This window comes from Agromyces aurantiacus (assembly GCF_016907355.1).
Taxonomy (GTDB): Bacteria; Actinomycetota; Actinomycetes; order Actinomycetales; family Microbacteriaceae; genus Agromyces; species Agromyces aurantiacus.
The window spans coordinates 3,588,724-3,612,468 of sequence record NZ_JAFBBW010000001.1; the positions used below are offsets into that span (position 1 = coordinate 3,588,724).

At 68.3% G+C, this 23,745-nt stretch carries 15 protein-coding genes; 10 read left to right on the forward strand and 5 right to left on the reverse strand.

Features of this window, described 5'->3' with window-relative positions:
• Positions 1-45: 45 nt before the first annotated feature.
• Entirely contained in the window at positions 46-4,266 is a 4,221-nt protein-coding gene (locus JOD46_RS16960; RefSeq protein ID WP_204395632.1) for an nSTAND1 domain-containing NTPase, read from the forward strand.
• Between the two features lie 30 nt (positions 4,267-4,296).
• Here JOD46_RS16960 and JOD46_RS16965 read toward each other — a convergent pair whose 3' ends face one another.
• Positions 4,297-5,238, reverse strand: coding sequence for a hypothetical protein (locus JOD46_RS16965; protein WP_204395633.1), 942 nt, complete (start codon positions 5,236-5,238; stop codon positions 4,297-4,299).
• 259 nt (positions 5,239-5,497) lie between these two features.
• Here JOD46_RS16965 and JOD46_RS16970 point away from each other — a divergent pair, with 259 nt between their 5' ends.
• A complete protein-coding gene (locus JOD46_RS16970; protein WP_204395634.1) occupies positions 5,498-5,956 on the forward strand; it encodes a LecA/PA-IL family lectin in 459 nt (152 codons plus the stop codon).
• A 46-nt stretch (positions 5,957-6,002) separates the two neighbouring features.
• Here the strand turns inward: JOD46_RS16970 and JOD46_RS16975 are convergent, their stop codons facing one another.
• Positions 6,003-6,515, reverse strand: coding sequence for a methylated-DNA--[protein]-cysteine S-methyltransferase (locus tag JOD46_RS16975; RefSeq protein ID WP_204395635.1), 513 nt, complete (start codon positions 6,513-6,515; stop codon positions 6,003-6,005).
• Positions 6,516-6,663: 148 nt separating this feature from the next.
• On the opposite strand from JOD46_RS16975, the gene JOD46_RS16980 reads away from it, so the two are divergent.
• The 3 genes from JOD46_RS16980 to JOD46_RS16990 all read left to right on the forward strand — a co-directional run bounded on the left by JOD46_RS16980 (position 6,664) and on the right by JOD46_RS16990 (position 8,709).
• On the forward strand, positions 6,664-7,161 hold the full coding sequence (locus tag JOD46_RS16980; protein ID WP_204395636.1) for a nucleotidyltransferase domain-containing protein: 498 nt from the start codon (positions 6,664-6,666) through the stop codon (positions 7,159-7,161).
• Positions 7,158-7,493, forward strand: coding sequence for a HepT-like ribonuclease domain-containing protein (locus JOD46_RS16985; RefSeq protein ID WP_204395637.1), 336 nt, complete (start codon positions 7,158-7,160; stop codon positions 7,491-7,493). The genes JOD46_RS16980 and JOD46_RS16985 overlap by 4 nt, the downstream gene beginning before the upstream one ends.
• 250 nt (positions 7,494-7,743) lie before the next feature.
• Positions 7,744-8,709 (forward strand): alcohol dehydrogenase catalytic domain-containing protein, encoded by a 966-nt coding sequence (locus tag JOD46_RS16990; protein WP_204395638.1) that lies wholly within the window; start codon positions 7,744-7,746, stop codon positions 8,707-8,709.
• Here JOD46_RS16990 and JOD46_RS16995 read toward each other — a convergent pair.
• The gene (locus JOD46_RS16995) at positions 8,637-10,577 is read right to left on the reverse strand and encodes a cell wall-binding repeat-containing protein (protein ID WP_204395639.1); all 1,941 of its coding nucleotides are present in this window, start codon (positions 10,575-10,577) and stop codon (positions 8,637-8,639) included. The genes JOD46_RS16990 and JOD46_RS16995 overlap by 73 nt on opposite strands.
• A 123-nt stretch (positions 10,578-10,700) precedes the next feature.
• Complete coding sequence (locus JOD46_RS17000) at positions 10,701-12,347, reverse strand: S8 family peptidase (protein WP_204395640.1); 1,647 nt, start codon at positions 12,345-12,347, stop codon at positions 10,701-10,703.
• Between the two features lie 276 nt (positions 12,348-12,623).
• Here JOD46_RS17000 and JOD46_RS17005 point away from each other — a divergent pair, with 276 nt between their 5' ends.
• On the forward strand, positions 12,624-12,983 hold the full coding sequence (locus JOD46_RS17005) for a hypothetical protein (RefSeq protein WP_204395641.1): 360 nt from the start codon (positions 12,624-12,626) through the stop codon (positions 12,981-12,983).
• A 160-nt stretch (positions 12,984-13,143) separates the two neighbouring features.
• Positions 13,144-13,599: a hypothetical protein gene (locus tag JOD46_RS17010; protein WP_204395642.1), complete on the forward strand. Its 456-nt coding sequence runs from the start codon at positions 13,144-13,146 to the stop codon at positions 13,597-13,599.
• A 581-nt stretch (positions 13,600-14,180) separates the two neighbouring features.
• On the opposite strand, the gene JOD46_RS17015 is transcribed toward JOD46_RS17010, so the two are convergent.
• Positions 14,181-15,338, reverse strand: coding sequence for a DNA cytosine methyltransferase (locus tag JOD46_RS17015; RefSeq protein ID WP_204395643.1), 1,158 nt, complete (start codon positions 15,336-15,338; stop codon positions 14,181-14,183).
• A gap of 283 nt (positions 15,339-15,621) precedes the next feature.
• Between JOD46_RS17015 and JOD46_RS17020 the strand changes: the two genes are divergently transcribed.
• From JOD46_RS17020 to JOD46_RS17030, 3 genes are read left to right on the forward strand one after another with little or no spacing between them, the layout of a single operon-like run.
• Positions 15,622-17,379, forward strand: coding sequence for a hypothetical protein (locus JOD46_RS17020; RefSeq protein WP_204395644.1), 1,758 nt, complete (start codon positions 15,622-15,624; stop codon positions 17,377-17,379).
• A 26-nt stretch (positions 17,380-17,405) separates the two neighbouring features.
• Positions 17,406-18,749: a hypothetical protein gene (locus JOD46_RS17025; protein WP_204395645.1), complete on the forward strand. Its 1,344-nt coding sequence runs from the start codon at positions 17,406-17,408 to the stop codon at positions 18,747-18,749.
• Positions 18,746-23,728, forward strand: a complete 4,983-nt coding sequence (locus JOD46_RS17030; protein WP_204395646.1) for an FtsK/SpoIIIE domain-containing protein — start codon at positions 18,746-18,748, stop codon at positions 23,726-23,728. Before JOD46_RS17025 ends, JOD46_RS17030 begins: the two co-directional genes overlap by 4 nt.
• The last annotated feature ends 17 nt before the right edge of the window (positions 23,729-23,745 follow it).

The window sequence follows — 23,745 nt, forward strand, 5'->3', positions numbered from 1 at the left end:
ATCCGCGCGATTGACGGGTGGATGCCTCGGGCGGATGATCATCGCGTGAGCATCCGCGTGCTCGGTCCGATCGAGGTCGACGGTGGTCAGGAGCTTCGGCCGCGCGACCGGAACGTGCTGGCCGCGCTGGTCGTGCGGCACGGGCGGCCGGTCGCTCCCGCCGAGATCGCCGAGGCCGTGTGGGGCGATGCGCCGCCGGCGTCGTGGCCCAAGCAGGTGCAGATCTGCATGGTCCGCCTCCGCAAGGTGCTCTCGCACGACGCGATCGAGACCGTCGGCGACGACGGATACCGCCTGGTGCCGGAGCGGGTGGAGGTCGACGCCGCCCGGATGGAGGAGCTCGTCGCGCGCGGACGCCAGTTCCTCGCGACCGGCGAGCCCGATCGGGCGGCGACGGCGCTCGGCCGGGCGCTCGCGCTCGTGCGAGGCGAGCCCTACCGGGCGGTCGAGCACTGGGCGCCCGCGGCCGCCGAGGCGGCGCGCCTGACCGAGGTGGTGCGCTCGGCCGAGGACGACCTGCTCGAAGCGCGGCTTTCGCTCGGCCGCCATCGCGAGGTGGTCGGCGATGCGCGCGCGCTCGTGACACAGGATCCGCTGCGCGAGCGCCGCTGGGCCGCCCTCGCGCTCGCGCAGTACCGCTGCGGTCGCCAGGCCGACGCGCTCGACTCGATCCAGCGAGCTCGCGCCCTCCTGCGCGAGCAGCTCGGCATCGATCCGGGCGTGGCACTGCTCGGCCTCGAGCGACGCATCCTCCATCAGGACCCGTCCCTCGACCAGGTCGCGGAACCGCGACCGGTCTCCACCGCGTGCCCGTACAAGGGCCTCGCGCCGCTCGGCCCCGGGGATGCGCTCTTCGGGCGGGACCGCGAGATCGCCGAGCTGCTCGAGCGCAGCCCGGCGACCGGCCTGCTCGTCATCACCGGCGCGTCGGGCTCGGGCAAGTCCTCCCTGCTTCGCGCCGGACTCGTCCCGGCGCTCGAACGGCGAGGCCGCACGTGCCGGGTGGTCGTGCCCGATCCGACCGGATCCATCGAGATCCCGGATGCCACGGGGCCCGCGCCGGTGCTCGCCGTCGACCAGTTCGAGCAGCTGCTGCTCGGCAGCCGCCCGCCCGATGCGCTCGCGGCCCAGCTGTCCGCGCTCGCGGAGGCCGCGACGTCCGCTGGGCTGGTCATCATCGTCGTGCGCGCCGACCAGCTCGCGCTGCTTGGCGTGAACCCCATGCTCGGCCGGCTCGCCGAGGAGAACCTGCACTTCGTGACGGCGCCGACCGGCGCGGCGCTGCGGGAGGCGATCGAGCGGCCCGCGCTCGACGCGGGCCTGCGCGTGGAGCCGGGTCTCGTCGACCTCGTCGTGCGCGACACCGAGGGCGAGCCGGGGGCGCTGCCGATGATGTCGCACGCGCTCGCCGAGACCTGGCATCGGCGCGACGGCAACGTGCTCACGGTCGAGGCGTATCGGGCGTCGGGCGGGATCCAGGGCGCCGTGGCACGGACGGCCGACCGGGTCTACGAGAGCGTTCCCGACGCGCAGCGGCGCGCCATCCGCTCGGTGCTCCTGCGGCTCGTCGTGCCGTCGCCCGAGGGTCCGCCGCTGCGGTCCCGCGTCGCGAACAGCGCGCTGCGGGGCAATCCGGAGTGGGAGGACGTGGTCTCGCGGCTCATCGCAGCGCGGCTCGTGACGGCCGAGGACGGTGCGCTCGAGATCTCGCACGACGCGCTCGTGCGGGCCTGGCCGCGGCTGCAGTCCTGGCTCGAGGAGGATGCCGCGGGGCTCCGGATCCTCCGGCACCTGGCCGCCGCCGCGCAGGGGTGGGAGGGCCTGGGTCGGCCCGAGACGGAGCTCTACCGGGGCGCTCGGCTCGAGGCGGCGCAGGAGTACCTCGAACTCGCGTCGCCCGACCTCACCCCGCTCGAGCGCGAGTTCCTCGACGAGGCGGTCCGGCGATCGGCCTCGGAGCGCGACGCGATCCGGGCGCGCGCCGCCCGGGACGCGCGTCAGAACCGTCGGCTGCGGGTCGCGCTCGCCGCGGCGGCCGCGCTGCTCGTGGCGACCGTCGGCGCCGTCGCGGTCGCCGCCCGGCAGGGTGCCGATGCGCGAGCGCAGGGCGAGCAGGCGACGATCGAGGCGATCGTGAACCGGTCGCTCGCACTGCGCGGCACCGACCGCGACATCGCCGCCCTGCTCGCGGTCGAGGCGCACCGCCGCTGGCCGGGCGACGCTCGGGTCACCTCGGCGCTCCTCGGCACGTTCACGAGCGGGATGGGCTTCCTCGAGACGCGCTACGTCGACGAGGCGCGCAGTCTGCGCGGTGCCGTCATCCCGGCGACGACCCGGGCGCTCGTGCTGCGCGACACGACCAGGCCCGCGATCATCGACCTCGACACGGGCCGTGAGCTGGCCTCGATCGACCTGCCGGGCGGGTCCGAGCCGGTGGGCGGCGCCGACGTCGCCGTGAGCGAGGACGGCACGCGAGCGGCGGTGCTCCTGGACCTGCCCGCCGACGACTGCGCCGAGGGCACCATCACGCCCGCCGGGACGTGCGGTGCCTATGTGGTCGTCGACCTCGCGAACGGCACCGCCTCGGCCGCTCCCGTCGTGACGCCCGACGGCCCGGGTGGCATCGCGATCTCGCCTGACGGGCAGCGGGTGGCCGTGATCGGGCGCGGCAGCGGCGTCGTGTCGACCCACGACCTCGCCGCGCCGGGCACGCTCGCCGTCGTTCCCGGCCTGCCGTCCGCGACTGCCGCCGAGGGGTGGTGGGGCATCACGGCGGTGACGTTCGGACCGGACGGGTTGGTCTATGCGGGATCCCCCGCGGGCCCGGTACGCGCCATCCGCCCGGAGACGGGTGAGGTGACGGCCACGTTCGATGCGCCGGCCGGCTCCTCCGAGCGGCACGTGGCGGCCGGCTCCGACGGCACGCTCATCGCGGTCGGCACGACGGGGCTCGTCGCGTTCGACACCGCCACCGGGGCGATGCGCTGGACCGCCGCCATGCACGGCAGCGGTCCCGATCCCTGCCCGTGGTTCGCCGCATCCGTCGCGACCGAGCGCCTCTACTGCGGCAGCGCCTACGGCGAGATCGAGGAACGCGACCGCCGCACCGGCCTGCCGACGGGCCGCATCCTCGACACGCAACTCGGCGCCGTGGGCGATCTCTCCCTCAGCGCCGACGGCTCCGAGCTCGTGGCGTTCGGCCGGGAGCGGCCGGCGATCATGCGGTGGCGGCTCGACGGCAGTGGGCCCGTGAGCACGAGGATCGCCGACGGCTACGCGGCGCTGGACCGGTTCGGCTACGACGACGACACGCTGCTCGTGGCGCGACGGGCGCCCGGGGCGACGCAGTCGGCCGACTTCACCGACTTCGCGCTCTGGGACGTGGCGGCGGATCGGCTGGCCGACGATATCCGGCCCGACCTCGACGAGGGCATCGAGGGTCTCGGATGGGCCGGGCGAAACCTGCTCGTCGGCATGGATGTCTCGCAGCTGCAGTTCAGCTGGTACGACACCAGCGGGCGGTCGCTGGTCGACGGCCCGTCGATCGGCGTCGAGTGCGACCACCTGTGGCCGTCGGCGGGCGGGACGCGCGCGTACTGCGGCGGCCTGGACGGCGAAGTCTGGACGATCGACACGGCCGCGCGCACCAAGGTCGAGCCGATGCTCCAGGTCGACGGGCCGATCACGTCGGTGTCGGCGACGCGGGGCGGCGAACGCGTGGTCGTCACGTCGCGCGGCGACTCCGGGATGGAGACGGTCGTCCTCGATCCGAGCGGGCGCGTGCTCGCCGGGCCGCTCACCGACGGCACCGAGCTCACCAGCGTCAGCCTCGACGGCACGCTCGTCGGCACGAACGCCGGCGCCATCACGCGCTACGACCTCGACACGCTCGAGCCGCTCGGCGAACTCCCCGGCGCGCGCGGCGAGGTCAACAGCCTGCAGTTCAGCGACGACGGGCGCCTGCTGCTCGCCACCTCGAACGACCAGACCGCCTCGCTCTACGACGTTGCGACCGGCACCCGCCTGGGCGACCCGATCACGACGAGCGCGCCGCTCATCTACCCCGCCTTCCTGCGACCGGATGGCGCGGCGCTCGCCGTCACGGATGCCGCGGGCGTGGTGCTGTGGGACCTCGACCCCGACCATCTCGCCGCCGCGGCCTGTCGGGTCGCCGGGCGGGACCTCACGCAGAGCGAGTGGGCGACGTTCCTGGCGGGAGTCGGCGAGTATCGGAGCACGTGCGGGGCCGACACGGGCGAGGGGTGAGCGGGCGGCGACGGCGTCGGGGCCCGGCGTTCAGGATGCCGGCTCGACGACATCCACCGGCGCCGGCGCCACTCGACGGCGCTCGCTCGCGAACACCACGAGACCGGATGCCGCGCCCGATGCGGCGCCCAGCGCCACCGCCTCGGCACCGCCGTCGAGCCCGCCCATGAGCACGACGGCGGGGGCTGCGATCGCCAGTACGGTCAGGATCCCGGCCCCGATCGCGCGGAGCACTCGTGGCGAGCTCCATTCGTCGACGAGCAGGACGAGGAGTACTGCCCACGCCGTCGTGAGCGCGACGGGCAGTGCCTCGACGACGGCGACCAGGGCGATGCCGATGCCCGATCGCTCGATGGAGACGCTGTCGAAGAGGTCGAACTGGCGGACGACCGAGCCCATTGCGGCGGGGATGCCCGCGGCGAAGGCCGCGATCGCGACGATGGCGGCGAGCGGCAGACGCGGGCCCCAGCGCACTGCGGCAGCGCCATCCGTGCCCGTGCCCGCGCCCCCATCCGTGCCCGCTCGCCGATCCGCGCCCGCGCCCGAGCCGATCACCCGCAGCGAGCGCCGACGCAACGACACCGCCACGACGAGGGCCGCGAACACGGCGCCGGCCGCGACGAGCGCGCCCGTCCCCGTCATGGAGGCGCTGACGAGTCCGATGCCGATCGACGGTGCGACGAACTCGACCAGGCGGACCACGCCCCAGATGATCGCCGCGGTGATCGCCGCGAGGACCGGGTGCGGCAGGCGCCCCCGCGCCATCCGGTACACCGCGAACGCGATGAGCCCGGCGACGAGGAGCACGGCCGGACCGATGATCGCGAAGGTCAAGAATACGTACTCGGCACCCGTGCGCCCGCTCATCATGAGGAACGAGGGCACGGCGAGCCCGCCGACGGTCGCGCCGCCGACGACGACCGCCGCCAGGACGGGCTCACGTCGGTCGCGGGCGCTCGGAGCCGGTCGCATGTGCGGTCCTTTCCTCCGCCATCATCGCTGGGGCGGTACGTCGAGCGCGATCCGCGGTGACCGCGCCATCCCGACCGTACGCGCACTCAGGCGGGCCGTGGGGGGCGCTGGCGTGATCTGTGGAATCCGCGTGGTTCGGCATCGCATCGCGCGCCGGAAGGACGGCGCCCAACGCGGCGGGCATGGGTCCAACGCCTCTGTGCCCGCCGTCCGCTCGCTGATGTCCTCATTGGAGAACCACTCCGAGGGAGGAGATTCCATGAGGCCGAGACTCGTGAGGACCGCGGCGGTCACCGCGGCGCTGGCGTTCGGGGGCGCGTTCGCGGTCGGGAACACGGAGGCGGCGTTGGCGGCACCCCCGCCGACGTCGGTGTTCGTGGATGCGCGGATCGATGGGGTGGGCACCCGCATCACCCTCAACGCGCAGCGGCAGGTCGTGATCACCGCCACGGGAACGGCCGCGTCCAACCCGTTCGAGCCCTACTACGGCCCCGACGGGTCGAGCGACGAACCGCAGTTCGACTTCCTCGCGCCGTATGAGACGCCCTACTCCCTCGTCGCCCGCGTCGGAGACGGCTCGTGGGTGGCCGTCGGCTCCGGCCCCACCACCGTGACGGGCAAGGGCAAGCTCCAGCTCGCCTTCAACGATGTCGTCGGCGACTACGCCGACAACGTCGGCGGCTTCACGGCGACGATCGAGATCACGTCGGCGCGCTGAGTCCGCCGGCGGCGCCAGGTGGTCGACCGCCCCGTGTGCTGGTCGGTCAGAACAGTCGCCGCTGCGCCACCACCTCGGCGCCCTCGAGCTCGAGCAGCCGCCGCTTGCGGTCGAGCCCGCCCGCATACCCGGTGAGCGACCCGTCGGCGCCGACCACCCGGTGGCACGGCACCACGATGCTCAGCGGGTTGCGCCCGACCGCGCCGCCGACGCGCCGCGCGAGGTTCCGGTCGCCGAGCCGCAGGGCGAGCTCCCCGTAGGTTGTGGTCTCGCCGTACGGGATGTCGCGCAGCATCCGCCACACCGCCTGCTGGAAGTCGTCGCCGGTCGGTGCAAGGGGCAGGTCGAAGCGGATGCGACGCTCCGCGAGGTACTCGTCGAGCTCGACGCCGAGCCGGCTGATGACCGGGTCGGCGTTCGCGTCGACGGCGGCGCCGAGCGAGTCGGGGGCGGGCGGATGCCAGTGACCCGGGAAGTAGACGCCCGCGAGCCCGCCGTCGTCGGCGGCGACGAGGAGGTCGCCGAGACCGGTCGGCAGCGTGGCGTGGCGGCGGGTCATGCGTCGATTCTCGCGCGGCATCCGCTCGCGGGGCGCGCGGGAATCGGACGTCGCCGGGACCCGAATTGGGGGTGCGGTCCGGATGCCACCGCCCTCGCTGCCTTCAGACCCATGTACACAAATATGTACAGATCGCTATCATGAGGACATGGAAGACGCAGCTCGCCGCCTCACCGCGCCGGCCGTGGTGCCGGTCGCGGAGGCGCGCGCCGGGCTCTCGAGCATCCTCCGCGACTTCCGGGCCCGCGGGAAGGACGCGGGCACCGTCGTGATCGGATCGCATCGCCGCCCCGAGGCCGTCCTGCTCCCCTACGAGGCCTTCACCTCGCTCTCATCCGCAGATGCCGGCGCACACGCGTCGACGCTCGAGCTCCTCCGCCGACGCAAGCCGCTCATCGAGCGCCTGGCGCGGGCCAACCGCATCCGCTCGGTCTTCGTGTTCGGTTCCGTAGGGCGCGGCGAGGAGACCGCTGAGAGCGATGTCGACCTGCTGGTCGACCCCGAACCTGACGCGTCCCTGTTCGACCTCGCACAGTTCGAGCTCGACCTCGAGGCGCTGCTCGACCGCCCCGTCGATGTGGTCTCACGTCGTTCGCTCGACCCCGAGCGCGATCGCGCCGTGCTGCACGAGGCCGTCGAGCTGTGAGGCCGTCAGACCGGGTCGACCGCTGGCTCGACGACCTGGCTTCCAGCTTGGACACGGCGGCCGCACTCGTCGCGCGTGGGCGCGCCGCGTTCGACGGCGACCCGGCGATCCCGCTCGCGTTCGAGGCGCTGTCGAACCGCGTCGGCGACCTGGCGAAGCGGCTCGTCGCCGCCGATCCCTCACGCTTCCGCGACCCGATCTGGTCGCAGGCCGCGCGCAACCGCGATTGCGTGGTGCACCATTACGACCGCGTCGACAGCGACGCCCTCTGGCAGACGGTCGCGCGCAGCTTCCCCGAGCTCCGCGCGGTGCTCGACCGCGTTCGCGGCTGATCAGGCCTACCCCACGAACGTCTTGGACGCCTTCGCCGCGATCCGATCCGGCTCCTTCGCCGTCAGCCACCCGTCGAACGCGCGCGGCTGACCCCTCGCGTCGGGAGCATCCGGTTCGGCGTGCCGTCGTCGAGCCCGCGTTCCCCGAGGGACCAAGTCCCCGGCCGCCTGGCCCGCCGCACCGCAGACTGGCTGCCGTGCGCCCCGCCGGCAATCGGCCGCGCACCGCGAGAGCCTGAGGAGGAACATCATGCGTGCAGCCGTCGTGACGGCGTTCGACCAGCCGGTCGCCCTCGAGGACCGAGCGGTCCCTGAGCCGGGGCCCGGCCAGGTGCTCGTCCGCCTCGAGGCGTGCGGGCTCTGCCACACCGACATCCACGCCATGCGCGGCGACTGGCCGGTCAAGCCCGGCCTGCCGTTCGTGCCCGGGCACGAGGGCGTCGGCATCGTCGAGAAGCTCGGCGACGGCGTGACGTCCCGGTCGGTCGGCGAGCGCGTCGCGATGCCGTGGCTCGGGCACGCGTGCGGCGAGTGCCGGTTCTGCGTCTCGGGCCGCGAGAACCTGTGCGAGCAGCAGCAGAACACGGGGTACTCGATCGACGGCGGCTACGCCGAGTACCTGGTCGCCGATGCGAAGTTCGCCTCGCCGGTGCCCGAGGGCATCTCGGCGCTGGATGCCGCACCGCTCACGTGCGCCGGCGTGACGACGTATGCGGCCGTGAAGAACGCGCACGTGGTGCCCGGCGAGCGGGTCGCCGTGTGGGGCGTCGGCGGGCTCGGCCACCTCGCGGTGCAGTACGCCCGACTGGTCGGTGCCGAGGTGATCGGGGTCGACATCACGCAGGAGAAGCTCGACCTCGCGCGCGAGCTCGGGGCCGACCACGTGGTCGACGCCTCGGCTGGCGACCCGGTCGCGGCGATCGCCGAACTCGGCGGGGCGGATGTCGCGATCGTGCTCGCCGTCGCACCCCAGGTCTTCGACCAGGCGTTCACGTCGCTGAACCGCGGCGGCCGGATGGTGCTCGTCTCGCTGCCCGCCGAGGGCACCCTCACCGTGCCCGTGTTCGACACCGTGCTGAAGGGCACCACGCAGAAGGGGCGGATGTCGCGACATCCGCACCTCCTGCATGCTCACGACGACGGCTACGGCGCCCCCGGGAGGGACTCGCACGCGATCATGTCGTTGTCCATGTCGAGCTGGGCGACGTCGCCGTAGTACGGGTAGTAGTAGTTGAACCAGCTCTGCGCCTGCGACCAGGTCGCAAAGTCGCTGCAGTTTTTCGTGTTGCCCGGGTTGGATGGAGTCGGAGTCGGAGTGGGCGCTGGCGCCGACGCACACTCGGTCAGGCTGGCGACCGCCGACGAAAGGGAACCGGTGCCACCGAGGAGCACGACGGTGTCAGGGGCGAACGCGAGGATCTGGTCGCGCACGACCTTGGGCACGCAGCCCTGCTGCACGATGAACATCGGAGCCCCGAGCGAGCCGGCAAGCGCACCGCCGGCGAGTGCGTCGGGGAAGTTCGTCCCATTGGCGAGGAACACTGTGGACGCGCTGGAGAAGCCTGCGCCGTTCACGAGCACGCTCGTCGCATAGCGGTCGCTGCCGCCGTGCCGCGTCACCTCGGCGAACGCCGATTGCAGCGAGTTCTCGATCCCGGAGCTCACGGCACCGGTGCCGCCCGCGATCCGCACGGTCGACGCGCCGATGTTCGTGAGTGTCGTGCGCGTTGCGAGGTCGAGGCTCGATGCGCCGCCCGGGACGAGAACGACGCCGCCGCCGTACGCGCCCGAGACGGCGGCCGCGGAGAGCGCATCGGGGAAATTGCGACCGTCGGCAACGAAGGCGACGTCGCTGGTCAACCCGGCATCCTCGGCGATCAGCCGGCCGGTCGCATAGCGGTCTGGGCCGGCGAGGCGCTCGACGGGGGCGACGGAGGCGAGCTTCGACTCGACCGCGGCGGACACCACGCCGGTCCCACCCGCGATGACGATCGCGTCTGGGGCCAGGCGGAGAATCTCCTGCCACACGACATCAGGCACCGCAGTCGGCTGGACGAGCAGAAGTGGGACGCCGCGCGCTCCTGCGGCCGCGGACGCCGAGAGCGCGTCGGGATAGTTGGTCCCGGTTGCGATGTACAGCGCGTCCACGCCCGGGTTGAACCGCGCGGAGATCTGCACCGCGGTGGCATAGCGGTCCAGCCCAGCGAGCCGGTGCGTCCCAGCAGGCAGGGCGTTCACTCCGCCACCCGCGTCGGGCGTCGAGGCCGTGTCGGTCCGAACCGGCGGGACGACGACCTCGAACGCGCCGCAGTTCTGCTGGATGAGGGAGGCAAGAGCCGCCTGCTCGGCGACGTCGATCGTCAGGTTCCAGCGGTACTTGACCGTGATCCAGTCCGACGCGTACCGGCAGAGCGAAGGGGTGAACGAGGGCACCCACTGCGCCGGGTCGTACGCGCTCTTCGCACTGTTCTGCGCGGCCGTGACCATAGTCAGCGTCGCATCGATCTCGAGATCGTTGGCGTAGTCGGCGCGCTGCTGGTCGGTCCACGCATATGCACCGGAGATCCACGCCTCCTTGAGTGCGACGAGGTGGTCCATCTCGAGGGTCGCGGGATCGGTCTGCGTGACGCCGTCGTACCACGAGAACCACTCCCCTGCGGTGATGTCGCATCCCGCCGCAATCGTCACGGGAATGAGTGACTCGAGTTGCAGCACTTCGCGGCGCGTGTTGCAGCCGTCGCCGTCGACGTCGATGCCCTCGGCGAACCGATCACGGTCGTAGGGCACGCTCGAATCGACGGCCACCGTGAGCTCGTCGAGCAGCACGGCCGGAGCGACCGATGTTCCCGGCTGAGGGGCGGCGGTGGCGGTGGATACGGGCAGCAGGACCGCGGCCGCGGTGATTGTGACGGCAGACGCGATGGCCGTGAAGGTGCGGGTCACGAGCGAAGTACTCCTTGTTCGGGTCGCACTCAAGGTAACCGCTTGCTCGGCCCGGGGCCCAGCGACTCGGGGCTGGCTCCCCCGAACTGGGGGAAGCATGAGCAAGACGAGAAACGTGGGCAAGAAGGTGGTACGCGCCAAGTCGACGCCGTTGTATCCGATCGCGTCCGGACCGTACCCCGTTGCCGGTCGCCGAGGTGCGCGCGGAGCTCTCGCGCATCCTCCGCTCCTTCCGAGCGCGCGGAGCCGACGCGCGCACCGCGCTCACCCGGCGAACTTCTTGAACGCCTTCTCCCCGATCCGATCCAGCTCCTTCGCCGTCAGCCGCCCGTCGAACGCGCGCGCCTCCTTCGCGATCGCGGCGACGAGGTCGCGCCGCCCGCGCGTCGCGATCTCGCGCCACTGCGGGTCGACCGGCACGGGCCCCTTGCCGGGCACCCAGATGACGCCGGGCGCGTCGTTGATGATGCCGAACAGGATCAGCACCCAGTACACGAACTTGTCGTCGATGCGGAACCGCTCGTTCCTCTCGATGCGGTCGAAGATCGCGCGCAGGTTCGGCATGACCCCGATGCGGTCGGTCGCCGGGTCGGCGCTGGCCGTGTTGAGGCCCGACGAGAGCCACACCCGCACGGTCGCAGGGTCGAACGGATGCCCCTTCCGCGCCTTCCGCCAGCTCTGCAGCAGCACGGCCGCGCCGGTCACGATCGGGCTCGCACCCGACGTGCCGCCGAATCCGCCGGTGTACGCCGTGGTCGAGGTGCCGGTCCATCCGTCGCCCGTGGTGTCGACGCTCTGGCCCCACGCGTAGCAGTCGACGCGGCTGCCGTGGTTCGAGAAGTCGAGCCGCGAGTGCGGAGCGGCGGATGTCGCGGCGCCCACCATGATCGCCCCGGAGTCGCGGTAGTCGGGGTCGCCGACCTTCAGCAGGTGCCGGCCGTTGGCGTCGGTCCAATCGTCGAGGTCGTTGCCGCCGTTGCCGGCCGCCTCGACCACGACGATGCCGGAGTCGACGGCATTGCGGATGGCGTCGAACACCGCCTGCTCGACCTCGACAGGTAGGTACGACGTCGACGAGCCGGCCGCGGTGGTCTGCGCCTCGAGCAGCAGCACGTCGCCGGGCGACATCGCGTCGGCCGCCGAGATGATGGCCGCCGCGGTGCTGTACGTCGTCGACGTGCGGTACTGCGAGACGACCCGAGCGGATGCCGCGGGCGCGATGCCCACGCCGCCCTTCGTGTTGTCGACCGCGACGACCTCGCCGAGCACGGCCGTGCCGTGCCCGTGGTACGCCTGGCTCACGCCCGAGATGATCGTGATGCCGGCCGCCGCGAGATCCTCGTGGTTCAGCGTCCACCCCTGCTCGAGGTCGACGAACCCGATGCCCGTGCCATCCGTCATGCCCCACGCCCACCGCGCGTCGATGCCATCGGGCGCGGCCTCCAGGTACCCCTGGTTCCCGCTGCGCGGGTCGTTGCTCGCATCGACGGGCGGCGGCCCCGGCGGCGGCGTCGGCCCGCCCTCGACGTAGGCGGTCTCGACGTCGTCGCGCGCGTTCAGCTCCTTCGCAAGCCGGGCAGCGGATGCCTCGTCGGGCACCGTGATCGCCGCATACCCGTCGAACGCGGCGCGCCGGCCCGACCCGGTCCGCTCGCGCGCGTCGCGCCCGACCAGCGGCTCGAGGTACGCCTCGCCGGCCACCCGATCCTGGTACTCAGCGATCACATCGCCGAGGTAGGCGACGGCGTCGACGAGATCGCGGCCGACGTCGTCCTCCTGCTCCCCCGCCCGCCGCTCACCCGGACGCTCCTTCAGCGCCCGCTCGCGCCGCGCCGCGTCGGTGACCTTGACGACCACCCGCCGCTGCACCTCCGGCGCCTCGACCGGCTTCGGCTCTTTGCCGTCGATCATGCCCATGACCCGCTCCCCTCAGTTCGGATGGCGGTCGTGCGCGCACGTGCGCTGGGCGCCGCGCGCGGGCGGCCGTCCACTGTCGATGGTTCTGGGGGGAGCATGCGCCGCGGTGGGCGCGGATGCATCGGGGCTGGCCCGGAGCCGGCGCGAGCTGGCGAATGTCGCAGCTGACTCGCGCGACGACGATGGCCGCTCGGATGGGCATAAGTCAGAACGGACTTCCTCGCTATAAGTCATATTGGCAAAGAGCGTTTCTACTTATGGAGGATGCGGATGCGAGCCATCACCCCGAGTGACGCATTCGACTTGATCACCTCGACCGGACTTTCCGTCGAAGTGATGAGCTCAGACAGCATGTCCGTCGCGGGGCGGCATGCCCGGCTGTACGTGCGGCAGACTCCGCCCTCCCCCGCGTCCGTCCGTGCCGATGATCGCCATGAGGGGCTCCGCCTCTACGTGGTTCCGCAACTCACCGACAGCCTGCGGAGGCTGCCCGCGGAGGACGAGCGAATCGCGATCGCGGCGGTCCGCGACGGACTCCTCGTGCTGGGAGGGAAGGAGTACCACGCTCCGAGCGAGGCCTCCGACGTCTCGTCGAGCGCGCCCCTCCGCCGCGTCCCCTGGGGGCGCTAGGCGATCCTGCGCGCGCGCTGGGACGCACGCACCTCGCACCCAGAGCCAGCTCGCGACCGAATCGGGCGTGACGCAGGCGGCCGTCTCGCAATCACTCCGGCATCTCGGCGCCCCCGTCATCCGGAGTTCGGCGGGCTGGCGCGCACGTGATGTGCGCGCCGTGAGCGAGGCCTTCCTCGCGCAGTACCCCGGGCCGCGCGGCATCACGACGAATTGGTACTCGCTGGACCCGGTGATCACCCAGGCGAATGAGATCGCACGAGGTGTCGACGACGCGAGGGTGCTCGTCTCCGGCGACGCCGGCGCCGGCGCCGGCGCCGACCTCATTGCGCCATGGCGTAAGCCCACCCGCGCCATCGTCTACGGCCGAACCGGCCTCGATCTCACGGCGAACGGCTTCGCCGAATCCGACCCCGAGCGCGCGACGCTCGAGTACACCGTCCCCGCCGACCCCACTATCTGGGCAACCGCCACGGCGTTCGCGTTAAGCGCCAGCCCGCGAACCGTCGATCCGCTCATCTGCGCGCACGACGTGAGGCGGATTGGCGGCCCCGACGCGGACGACGCGGTCGAGCACCTCCTCGAATCGATCGAGCGGGACTGGGCCGCCGCGTGATCCGTCGCACCATCGAGACCGTCGCGACCACCCGCGCAGACGACCTTGCGTTCCGTGCGCCGGCAGACGTCTCCGCGGCGACCGCAGGGAAGGAAGTCTGGGTCGTCGGCGGTCAAATGGCCGGTCTAGGGATGGCGCGGACGCCGCCGACTTCGTCGGGTACCGCCCCGAGTCCGTCGCGACGCTGTTCGAGGCATGCGAGGTGCACAGCCGGCTCAACAACGGGGCTGGCGTGGAGAACGAGACCAGGGCCTGCCCATCACGGTATGCGCGCGGTCGTGTCGTGGTATGACGCGTTGGGGCGCTTCGCGCACCTCGACTGAGGAACCGCCGCGGGCCGAGTCGCGGCGTCCGCCGCATACTCACGTGTGATCCGACAAACGGGTAACCTGGCGGGCACTCTGAGCGGGCCGCGGCGCCTCGGGCAAGTTTGCGGGCTCCTCCGGGAGCGCCGAAGTCGGACACCGCGCAGGTTTTGGTGCTCGCTCACAACGGCGCCTGGGCGGGCGATTGCGGGCATACGTCCGTCGCTTGGGGCGCACGCGCCGACCGATTGAGCTAAGGTCGCGCGGCTGGCACTGTTAGGCCGACGCTTTGAGGTTGACCACGTCCGCGTGGCCGAGGACCCCCGAGTCGATCAGCCGTGTGGTTAGGACGCGCGTAAGTGCCGGCGGAACCGCATTCCCGATGATCACCGACAGCTCGGTGCGCGTGACGGCGGCCTCGAACTGGAAGTAGTCCGGAAAGCCCTGAATTCTTGCCGCTTCGTGGGGAGTGATCGTTCGAGGCTGAGAGGGGTGCCCGTACCGCCCCTGACCCATGCTCCCGAAGCCGCTCGTGATGGTTTGGGCGGGCAGCTTCCATGACAGGCGGCCATACATCGACACGTAGGAGTGATCGCCGCGGTGGCACTTGGGGCGAAGGTGGTTGGGTAGGTTCAGCTCATCATTGTCGATGAGCCATTGGATCCGCCGCTGGTTCTCAGGACTCATCCTCGACGGTTGGTCAACCCACCGATCAGAGCTGACCTGTTCAAGATCGCCGATAGCCCAACGGAGGTCGCGCATCGGCTGAGGAAGGAACTCGATGAGCTCTGCCGCTGAGACACCGGCGGAAAGCGCATCCGCTCGCACCGCGAGTAGGATGTGACGACGACGCGTCTGGGGGATTCCGAGCTGTACTAGTTCGATCCGGCTCGTGGCGACCTGGTACCCGATCTGCTCAAGATGAGCCCTCGTTCTGGCGACGACATGCTGCGAATCGTGCACGACCGCGGGCACATTCTCAATCACCATGACGCGCGGACGCAGCACCTCGGCCGCGCGAGCCATCCGTAGGTACAGTCGGTTCTTCGGGTCGTCGCGCCGGGTGTGGTTGTTGAGGTCGGAGTGACCCTGGCAGGGCGGGCCACCGATCAGCAGATCGATGTCGCCGACCTGATCGACGACTCCGATCTCCGTGATCGTTCGTTCTTCACCAAGAGCCCCATCGAAGTACGCCTCAACCGTTGCAGCCTGAACGTTCGCCTCGGGGAAGTTCGCTCTGAAGACCTGGACTGGTGCCAGTTCGAAGTCAATCGCAAGTGGGATGTCGAGAGCGAGACCTCGTTCTTGCGCCGCTTGAGCCACACCGAGTGTCAGTCCGCCGCAGCCAGCAAAAAGATCGACGACAGTGAGCCGGCGGGACCCAAGCTCGAAGCTCGGGCGGCGTCGCTCGCGAAGGGGGTTCGCTCTTGTCATCTGGGCCCTTCAGTAAGGGAACCTTGCTGGTCCGATCCAGGTGCCAGCCTAATCAAGACGCGACAGCGTTCCGCGGATCGCATCATAGAGACGGGCGCCATCCCCGACTGCGCATCATCCTGCCGGCGCCCACTGACATCGGGCGAGGCCCTGACCGGAACGACTCGCCTGCGGCGGCGTGTCGATGTACGCCACTAGATACGGCGATACGATCGCGACTACCTAGTTCGACGGTAAGGAAGATCAAAGAATGGCGCTTGAGGTAAACGGGCACATTGGGCGCATGCACCGTTACCAACCCTTCGACGCCGATAGCGCGGACCTAGTGTTCGAGCGCCAAACCGACCACAACCAGCCGACATTCCGCGTGAGCACGCGCGACTTCCTGCTCGCCGTGGTCGAACTGCCGGAGACCCGCACGATCGTGCTGACCGGAGACGCCGGGCACGGAAAGACGAGCCTTTGCGCAAGCCTCTTGGAGGATCTTGGCGCGAGCAAGACCGCCGCCGCCGCTGCGGTCGAGCGGGCTGGTAAGGATGCCCAGGAAGCTGTCGGTTCGACGAAGGCCGGGCGACCGATATACATGCTGAAGGACCTCAGCGACTTCGACGCCCGCGTCGGCGCCCAGTATTTGATCGACCTATTGAGCCCTCCCCAGGGCGGGGTCGCGGTCATTTGTGCGAACGAGGGCCAGCTGCGCAGATGTGTATCCGAGGACAGATCCGGACGAGCTCAGGTCATGGTGGAGACACTCGCCGCGGGAATCGAGTTCGGATCGGTCGCCAGCGCCGACGGCGCGGTCGTGGTCGTCAACCTCAACTACCAATCTGTCGCGCCGGATCGTGAGGGCGAGGGACTGGTCGACTGGGCGACCCGAAACTGGGCTGTCGATAAGCGGTCGTGGCAGATCTGCAAGCGTTGCGATGCGCGATCTGTCTGCCCCATCCTTGCCAACCACGAAGCGCTTTCTGACAGCGCCCGCGGGCCATCTCGCCGGCGCGCGATCCGCGAGGTGTTTAGTGCTGCGGAGCGCACAGGTTCCGTGATCACAGCGCGGCAGGCACTTTCTACCCTCGCGTACGCGATCACGGGCGGGCTTACGTGCGAGGATGTCCACGACAACTACCAGACATCGCCCCTGGACAGATCGTGGCAATACCCATACCAATATCACCAGGCGCTGTTCGGGGATCGACTTTCGGCTCAGCAACGCCAGCAGGTGCCCGCGATATCGGCGCTGCGGAGGCTTGACCCAGGTCGGGTATCTCGCCGGCAGGTCGATGACGCACTGGAGCCCGAGGCTGCAAGTGTCGATTTCCTCCCACCGACGCCCGCCACCGACGGCCATCGCATCCGGACCGCACAGGATGCTCAACGAGAAGCGGCCGCTTTGCGCGGTCTCTATGGCTTCCTACGACGCGCTGACTTCTTCAACAATTCGGGATCGGATCGCTTCTCTCGGCTGGGGTTGAGCGCTGGCGACGCCTTCGTCAAGGTCGTGCCCAACACGCCTGACCTCGGCAAGACGGAAGTCCGTGACGTCGTACTCAAGGGACTCGAGGCTGTCCAGGGGATACATCGAGTTGGCAGCAATCCCGACTTCCTGGTGTTGGACCCAGCGTTCTTCTCGCACCGCACGAGAGCGGCTGTTGTCTCGCGAAGCGTGACTAGCCGAAATGTACAGGTGGTCGACCAGGTGAGTCACTGGATGAGCGAGGCAAGACCTGGGGCGCCCGCTCCGGCGCTCCACGAGGCAGTTGAGTGGCTGAATCGGGCGATCTTCGTCCGTATTCCGGGTGCCCCCGGTCGGGATCCGGTGGCGGTCGAAGTCGATCTTCTGCGCTTCGAGTTGTTGACCCGGTGGGCGGCCGGCCTGCGAAGCGGAACGCAGCACGAGGCGGAAATCCGAGGGCTGACGAGCACGCTCGCCGCGCTGGCGGACGCAGCCAGCGATCTGGAGGTAATCCAGGTCCTTGTCGGCGCAGTTCCACGCAAGCTCATGATTGACGTGGGCGACCAGATCAGGTCGGTGCATGCCTAATGGCTGACCGGTCAAAAGCCGAAGTTGTGCTCGACCTCTTCGGTGTGAACCTTGAACAACAAGGGCGCGGGTTCTATGTATCGCTCGAGATGCTTGCGATCGCTCGCGGTGTGTACGAAGTGGCGCCAACGGCACTCCTCGATGCGGATGCCGGTGTGGTGACGTACCTCCGGTCGTCACACGACTTCGCGCGACGGATCGCGGTCAACGCCGGGATCGACGCAGAAACGCTGACAGCAGCGATCGACGACGAAGAGACCTTCGCGACCCTACAAGCTCTGGCTTCATCGCTCCTCGTGCAGATCCCTGGCCGGCGGACATCTCCCAACTGGTACAACACGCATCTATACCCGTTCGTCGGTGAACTCATCCACTACGACGCGGCCGAGCGGTGGAAGGCAGGTCTACCCCGTGGCACGAAGATGCCGCACATCGAGCGCTACGTCTTCCGCGACGGCGGGGCCTGGGCGTATCGGGTCCTGCGAACAGACGCAGATATCGCTAGGCGAGCCCAAACCAGTGAGGGTCTGCTGGAACTGGTGCGGGACAGCGATTCGCCACTCGGTGAGATCTTTCACTCACTCCGGAACCACGACTACGCGAAGGACGAGGTGCCCTACGAGGACAAGTCCGAGTCGGAGATCAAGACCTTCGAGGACCTCAGCCCATGGCCGGAGCATCTGAGACGAGGAGCGCACTTCATCGTCTCGCGCACGGCTGTGCCTCGTTCCAAGCGCATCGAGAGCCTCATGCACTGGACTCCCTATTGCCTAGCGCGTCACCAGTTGCATCTTGCTCGGGTCTCGCTTGGAAGGCCGCTTGAGACGGTTTTCGCTGATTTCGTAAAGGACCCGACGCCGCTTCGACGGCTGTCTCAGAGTGCGCTCGACGCATTCCGAAAGGACATCGTGAACGCGATTATCGCGCGTGCGACGGCTCTGCACGACGCCGCACTTAACGAAGAGAATGAAGCCCTGGCAATGCGGTACATACGACACATGTCGCCAAGCGCCACCGGAACGGGCTCGCCTCGCTCCTTCTTCTCGGAGACCCTCGCAGCGGTCGGCGCGCTCAACGCGACGACGGGGAGACGACACTTCACAATGAAGCCCCCGATGCTGGAAGCGCTGGTCGCCGCGAGTCTGGCTCCGGGCACCGAGGAAGAGTTCTACAGCTTCTGTTCGCGAATCTACAACCAATACCAGGTGATCATTGATGATCGAACCGCCGGCGAACACGACCTCACCGTAGACGTCGACGCATCGATATACGCCCGAAACTCAGATACATTTCGTTCTCGGCTGGCAGCAACAGGACTGCTGACTCACTACTCGGACGCCACCAGCATCGTGCACGGGGAGCCTCGATGACCGACGCAGCAGACAATACTCTCGGCCGCGTAGTAGCGCTTGTAGCGCTCGACTCGGTCACGAAGGGGTCAGATGGCACGCGTGCTGCGCTTCGTGTCGCGGGGTTCGAGAAGGACATCGTCCGGTCGGCCGTGCTGGAGGTCGCGGAGAGGCTGAGCTCGGACGGGGCACCGCAGGTGATCGTGAAGGTGGGTACCACAACGCCCATCGAAGGCATTCCATCCGACTACCTCCTTGAGGAGGGAATGCAGCTCACTGCCTGGCGGAACGTTACCGGGGAGGGGGACTCCGTTCTTCTCTTCGATTGGGGGGTGCCCCCGGATGCTCAAGGCCTCACAGCAGTGAATCGCCTCGACGGCTCGATTTTGTTGAACGGTCCCGATCACGAAGCGCGGTTCGCGACTCTTGCCCAGGAAGCATGGGCGGAGGTCGGTGGCGAGGGTAGGGTGCCAGCGGTCCTCGCGGCATACCAGGAACGCGTCTGGGGCACGGTCTCTGAATCTGAAGAGGAGGGCCGGTCGCTTCGCCGTTTGGCTCGCTATCTGGTGGAGTCGGCTGCAGCCGTCGTACGCTCCGGGGTGCACTCAAGTGATGTGATCCATGCGGCCGTGTCAAGCGCGCTCCCCAGCATTGGCTTGTTCCCGGACGGCGACCTATTTGTCTCAGAGAGTGCGGTTGAAGCTCGGATCAGAAAGAATGTCCGCGTCAGCGGACTGAGGCAGCCCAGCGGAGCCCCCCTAACTGAGGAAGATCTTCTTGGTCGCATCGATGCCGCTGAGCTCACCGTCGCCGCGCTGGAGCGCGTGCATCTCTCGGCGGACGGCGCGAAGGCGCACATGCGAGACCTGGTGATGGCCCTGGGGTCAACTGAGGATGCTCTACGGGCACTTGATCTCCCGTTATGGCTTGAGATATTCGAGAAACGGTCGGCGAAGATTGGTCTTGGGCGCCTCATTCGCGAAGCGATCGAACGCGTCGCCGACGATCGTCTGGACGAGTTCGATGCTCTGCTCGTTCAGGAAGGTTTGGACCGCAGCGATCAGGAGGCGGCCGAACGGTTTCTGTTCGCTGAGCCGCCTGTCAACGCCGACGCACTTGCTGACTTACTCCCCAAGCCGCTACGGCGTCGAGTCGAGAAGATTGCCTTTCCCGACTCGCTCGTTGTGCCTGACCCGCTGCGCGCGCTGCTGCGGGAGCTCACGTACTTTGACGAGGACGAGGAGGGAACGGTCACCGTCCGGATGGAGGGAAGCCTAGAATCCGGCGCTTGGACACGCTGGCTGTTTGCCTTCCTATACGGCAGGAGTCTCGCGCTCGTTCAGGCATCGGTCGGACTTCGACTCGGACTGGAAGTCGATGCTTGTCTCCTCGAACGTGCTATGCCGGAGTTGCCTCCAGAGGCAGAGCCGTTCGATATGGCCGAGGCATGGGCGCCGATCCGGATCGTTGTCGAGATGCAGGGCGGAGTGCAGCGGCGGTTCCGTTGGGACCCGTTCAGCACGCCTGGGCAAATTGCCGTTGCCGCGCTGCTCAACGGATTCGAGACCTCACCCGGCGAGGTATACGAGGGCAGCTTTGACGGATTCCTGGATCAGTTCAGCGACCCGCGGTATTGGCGGCGGCGCACGGTTGATGCTCCGGCCACCCCATTTGCTGCTGAGTTGTTCAATCTGCGCCGACGACACTTCGCTCTGCTCGGCGACGGTATTGACGCCGACCTCATCAACTCGTACCTGGACGAGTGGGAGGAGACGATGAGTCGTGCTCGAGCACAGCTCGTTCCTGCGAACGCTCCAGATGCTGACCTATCAGATGTCGTGCTCAGCGATGTGATCCGCCTCGCGGATCACCGGTTGGCAATGCTCGCGACCCATCCCCTTCGACTGCGCTGGATCGCTCGACACTATGTCCAGCTAACGGGCCTGATCTCGAAGGCGCTGACGGAGCGACTCAAGCTGAACTCTGAGAACAGCGACCTGTTTTTCGATGCGCTTGAGCGCGTCTCACCCCACGGCACGCCCGCACTGGTCGTCGGACCGAAGACCGTCGCGATTCCGATGCGTGAATCGGCGGGGCACGAGGAGTACGCGCCCGTGCGCAAAGCAGGAAGCCAGTCGCAGGATTGGTTGTCTGCTGTTGATGAGGCGGCCATTGAGGAAATGGTTCGCGTGATTGCGGACTACCTGGCGACGTATCCACACAAGCTGGATGGGTTGTCGGTCCTGTTGCTCGACCGCAACGGCGACCCGGTACTTCCGGTGCGCGTCGCCAAGCGCGTGCGTGCTAAGAGCCCCCAGCTCCGTCTCGACCTGGTCGTCCTCGCGCCGCGCGAGAGCCACCACGGCATAATCCAGGCGTTCGACACAGAGTTTGCTGACTCTGACGTCGCGGAGGAGCGGTTCCTTCCAGACGTTCAGCTTGTCCTAAAGTCATGGAGTTCCGAACGGGACGCGGACCTCGGCGGCCTTGAGGACTCAATCGATGTCGCGCTCGCGCCAGCACTATTCGGAACGCAGACAACCCTGAACGCGAGTACGCGGGATCCGGCAGCAACCATCGCCGGCCGGTACGACCCTTGGATCCATCCATCGGCTCACAATCTCACCGAATCGAGCGAGAATGTTGTCCGCGAACTTCTACCTAGCTCACAGGATACGGTCTTGGAGACATGGTCGACTCTCTGTGTTCGCTACGACCGGAGCTCTGCCGTTGCGCGCGAGAAGGCGAGCAACACCGACTACTTTGAGATGCAGGTTCAGTTCGATCAACACCAGAAGCTGTTCCTTTCACTGCACGGCGTAGCACACTGGGTCGTGACGCTTGATTCGTTCGTAGGCCGCGATCAGATCGACAACCTGAGGGACCGTCCGGACGTCATCCTTGTGAAACCGGGCGTAGGCAAGAACGAGGCCTATACGCTCATCGTAAGCTCGCAGACGGGCAAGGAGCTCGTTGTACAGCGCCTTCGGCGACGATTGGTCGACATTAATGTCGTTGCGAGCAACGCGGCTGAGGAGACGGCCTCCAGGATCTACTCCGTTGGCCGAAACGTCGTGCCGGGAGCCGTGCTGCGCTCGCTCGGCATCGGTACGACCATCAACGAGGTCGTCGGTCTCGTCGCGACCAGATTCGTCGTCGCGCAACACTTTCCGGTACGTGAGGAGGAGAGCAGCCTCGTCGTTTGGCTCAGCTTCGATGAGCAGCAGAGGTGGTTCGGCCGAGGCGCGAAGACGCGTGCAGACCTCGGCAGGTTTGTGCTCCGCCTCAATGAGGGCGGAGGAGTGTCGCTTGACGTGCTCGTCGCCGAATCGAAGTTCCGTCAAGAGTACGACCACGGCTCCGCCGAAGAACAACTGAACCGCACAACTGACCTCTGCCGATCGGCATTCGCGTCTGGTGGAGAGGCTACCGACGACCACAAATTCTGGCTGGAGGAGCTCGCCTCCTCTATCGAGCAAACCAGCAGCCGGGAGTTAAGTGGTTCAGAACTCCCGTCGCGGAGTCGGGTCGGTCCAGCGCGCCTCGACCTTGAGGCGCGAGTGATCGAGGCACTGCGTGCCAGCAACGTCGCCCTCAAGCGGGTACATGGTGTGGCCGTCGCGATCGCTGCGGCCCAGAAGGAGCCGGCACCGGCGCCTCGAGGGCTCGGTAGGCACACACTAATCCGGCTGAACCGGCCGGAACTCCAGCGAGTGATTGGGCTGCTTCGGGCGCATAGTGACCCGGGAGCAGAACCCGGGGGCCCGATCAATAGCCTGGACGAGGCGCCCGCGAGAAGTATTGTGCCGCCGGAGGAGGAACCGGCTGAAGCTGAATCGGCAAAGACTAGTGACGCCGCTGGCCCAACAGATGCTCATCGCCGCATCAGCGGCAAGGCAACATTCGACGCCCGCGCGGCGCGAGTACACAATGTCGCCCAGGCCGGCGGCTTAGGGGAGAGCGAGCTTCGACGCCGGTACAACAAGGTGCTTGGCGTCTTTGGGCTGCACAATGTCCAAGTAGGGCCGCCAGAAACCGGGAGTCCGTGGCAGGAAGGCCCTGGGTTCTATGTGTTGCGCTTCGTACCAAAGCCGGGCGTCGCGGTTGACAAGGTTGTGAACCGCCGCGATGAAATTTTCCTAGCGCTTGGGTTGCCGGCCGGCTATAGCGTTCGGACCAAGAACGATCGCGGCGCCGTCGTATTCGAGATTCCGAAGTTCGAGGGCGAGAAGTACGGAATTCCCGCTGCGGCGCTTTGGGAAGCCAGTCCAATCGAGCATGATGAGCTGAAGGCACCTATCGGCGCTGATATCTCGGGGAACCCGGTGGAGATCAGCTTCTCCTCGCCAGACTCACCACACCTGTTGGTCGCGGGCACGACGGGATCAGGCAAGTCGGTTGCGCTCGACACCATTCTCAAGGGTTTGATCCGATACGACGTCGACTCAGTTCGTCTCCAGCTCGTGGATCCCAAGGGCACCGAGCTCGTCGACTTCGAGGACGACCCGCACGTTGACGGTCCTATCGGGATTGACGCCGACGACGCGAAACAGATCCTCGAAGCGGCGGTTCAGGAGATGGAGAACCGCTATCGTGCAATGAAGACGGTTCGCGCTCGCAAGCTCGTTGAGCTCAACGCGCGCGTGGACGCCTCACACCGTAAGCCGTGGATCATCATCGTCCTCGATGAATACGCGGACCTCACAAGCGATCCGGACGATAAGCGCGCTATCGAGGATCTGCTGCGACGGTTGACTCAGAAGGCCCGCGCCGCTGGTATTCACGTGATTGCTGCGACGCAGCGTCCGAGCGCTGACGTCATCTCGACGACGATCAGGTCGAACTTCCCAGCACAGCTCGCGCTGCGGGTCAAGACCGCAACAGACAGCCGCATTGTCCTCGATGAGACGGGTGCGGAGTCGCTCGCAGGGCAGGGCGACGCGCTTCTGCACACGGCGCAGGGAACGGTGCGCATCCAGGTTGCGTACGACAGTTCGTGAAGGAAGGGGCGACGTAT

Bases quoted from the DNA above. Each gene is read 5' to 3' on its own strand.
- JOD46_RS17015 (WP_204395643.1), bottom strand. From the start codon at position 15,338: ATGACAAGAGCGAACCCCCTTCGCGAGCGACGCCGCCCGAGCTTCGAG.
- JOD46_RS16990 (WP_204395638.1), top strand. From the start codon at position 7,744: ATGCGTGCAGCCGTCGTGACGGCGTTCGACCAGCCGGTCGCCCTCGAG.
- JOD46_RS17030 (WP_204395646.1), top strand. From the start codon at position 18,746: ATGACCGACGCAGCAGACAATACTCTCGGCCGCGTAGTAGCGCTTGTA.
- JOD46_RS17020 (WP_204395644.1), top strand. From the start codon at position 15,622: ATGCACCGTTACCAACCCTTCGACGCCGATAGCGCGGACCTAGTGTTC.
- JOD46_RS17005 (WP_204395641.1), top strand. From the start codon at position 12,624: ATGCGAGCCATCACCCCGAGTGACGCATTCGACTTGATCACCTCGACC.
- JOD46_RS16980 (WP_204395636.1), top strand. From the start codon at position 6,664: ATGGAAGACGCAGCTCGCCGCCTCACCGCGCCGGCCGTGGTGCCGGTC.
- JOD46_RS16970 (WP_204395634.1), top strand. From the start codon at position 5,498: ATGAGGCCGAGACTCGTGAGGACCGCGGCGGTCACCGCGGCGCTGGCG.
- JOD46_RS16965 (WP_204395633.1), bottom strand. From the start codon at position 5,238: ATGCGACCGGCTCCGAGCGCCCGCGACCGACGTGAGCCCGTCCTGGCG.
- JOD46_RS17000 (WP_204395640.1), bottom strand. From the start codon at position 12,347: ATGATCGACGGCAAAGAGCCGAAGCCGGTCGAGGCGCCGGAGGTGCAG.
- JOD46_RS16975 (WP_204395635.1), bottom strand. From the start codon at position 6,515: ATGACCCGCCGCCACGCCACGCTGCCGACCGGTCTCGGCGACCTCCTC.